Origin of the sequence: Leucobacter sp. M11, from assembly GCF_035726885.1 — a bacterium.
In the GTDB taxonomy this organism is placed as follows: domain Bacteria; phylum Actinomycetota; class Actinomycetes; order Actinomycetales; family Microbacteriaceae; genus JAPFRB01.
On sequence record NZ_JAPFRB010000001.1, the window covers coordinates 555,683 to 557,467 of the forward strand.

At 74.3% G+C, this 1,785-nt stretch carries 2 protein-coding genes; both read left to right on the forward strand.

From position 1 onward, the window contains the following. The first annotated feature begins 182 nt into the window (after positions 1–182). The gene (locus OOT08_RS02845; protein WP_325091291.1) at positions 183–857 is read left to right on the forward strand and encodes a response regulator transcription factor; all 675 of its coding nucleotides are present in this window, start codon (positions 183–185) and stop codon (positions 855–857) included. 4 nt (positions 858–861) lie between these two features. Beyond that, on the forward strand, positions 862–1,785 hold a 924-nt coding region (locus OOT08_RS02850; protein ID WP_325091032.1), incomplete at its 3' end, for a HAMP domain-containing protein.

Sequence of the window (1,785 nt, forward strand, 5' to 3'; positions counted from 1 at the left end):
CAGCGCTGGTTACGGGGCAGAGCGAGCCCCGGGCCGCCGGGCCGGAAGAGCCCCTCCCCGAGCCGGTCGTCATCCGCTAGGGTGTGAGCCAGCAACCGGGGCGGAATCGGGCAACCGGTTCCGCCCCGCGCGGCGTTTCCCCCTTCCCCCCGATCCTTCCGCCCGCCGACCCCCGGACCGTCATGCACCTGCTCCTCATCGAAGACGACGACGTCATCGCTGCCGCACTCAGCGAGGCGCTCAGCCTGCTCGGCCACCGCACCGAGCGGTACCCGCGCGGCACCGACGCGCTCCGGCATCACCGCGAGGCGGACGTCATCCTGCTCGACCTCGGCCTCCCCGATCTGGACGGCATCGACGTGCTCGCGAGCCTGCGCCGCGTCACCCGACGCCCGATCCTGGTGCTCACCGCCCGGGAGGACGAACGCTCCATCGTCCGGGCGCTGCGCCTCGGCGCGGACGACTACCTCGTGAAGCCCATCCGGCTGAGCGAACTCATGGCCCGGATCGAGGCCGTGCAGCGCCGCCTGCGCCCCGAGGCCACGGGCGGCGGGGCGCTCCAGCTCGGCCCGCTCCGCCTCGACCCCGGCGCGCACGGGGCGCACCTCGACGGGCACGCCCTCGCGCTGACCCCCACCGAGTACCGGCTGCTCGCCGCGCTCGTCGAGGCGGCGGGCACGGTCGTCACCCGGGAAGAACTGCTCGACACCGTGTGGGGCGATGCCTTCCTCGCGCACTCGCGCTCGCTCGATGTGCACCTCACCGCCCTGCGCGCCAAGCTCGGCCGTCCCGGCCTGCTCGTCAACGTCCGCGGCGTCGGGTATCGCCTCGACCCCGACGCCGCCGAGTCGGCGTGACCGCGTGACCCGGCGCATCATGATCGTCCTCGGGGCGCTCTCCCTCGTCCTCGTGCTCACCGCGGGCATCGTGATCGGCGCGGGCCTCTACCGCGAGGCCGGGCGGGAAGTGCAGATCTCCCGCAGCCGCTCCCTCGCCTTTCTCGCCGCGCTGGCCGCCGAGGCCGAGACCACGGGAGACACCGGCTCGCTCCGCGCCGCGATCGACCGCTACCGGGACCTGTTCGAGGAGCGCGTCGTCGTCGAGATCGGCGGCCTCCGGCTGGCCTCGGACCCGGGCCCACTCCCCGCGGGCGTCGAAGCGGAGCTTGCCCGGGCCCGGGCCGACCTCGGCCGGGCGGACCTCGACGCGCTCCGCCCCTTCCGCCCGGAACCCCAGTTCCTGAGCCGCCCCTTCGGCACCGCGACGCAGATCCGCGGCGCGGTGCTCATCGAAGTCGATCCGGCCCTCGCCGTCGCGCGCGCCGATGCCCGCCTCCTCACCCTGCTCGGGGTCGCCGTGCTCGTCGAGGGCGTCCTGCTCGCCAGCATCGTGCTCATTGCCCGCTGGATCCTGCGGCCCGTGCGGCACCTGTCCGGGGCCCTCGGCACGCTCGGCCGTTCGGAACGTCTCGATCCGCTCGCCGATGAGGGCCCGCCCGAGCTCCGGGAGCTGACCCAGCAGTTTCGGGGCATGGCCGAGGCGCTGACGAGCACCCTGGACCGGCAGCGCGCCGTGCTCGGGGAAACGTCCCACCAGCTCCGAAACGCCCTCGCCGGAGTGCTCTTACGCCTCGACGTCCTGGAGCTGTCCCCCGCGGCCGACCACCCCGCCCGGATCGCCGAGCTCGGGGCCGAGTTGGCCCGGCTCGAGCACACCCTGGAGGGCATGATGAAGCTCGCCGACGCCGAGCACCGGATCGCCAGCCGACACGTTGCGAGCGTGTCC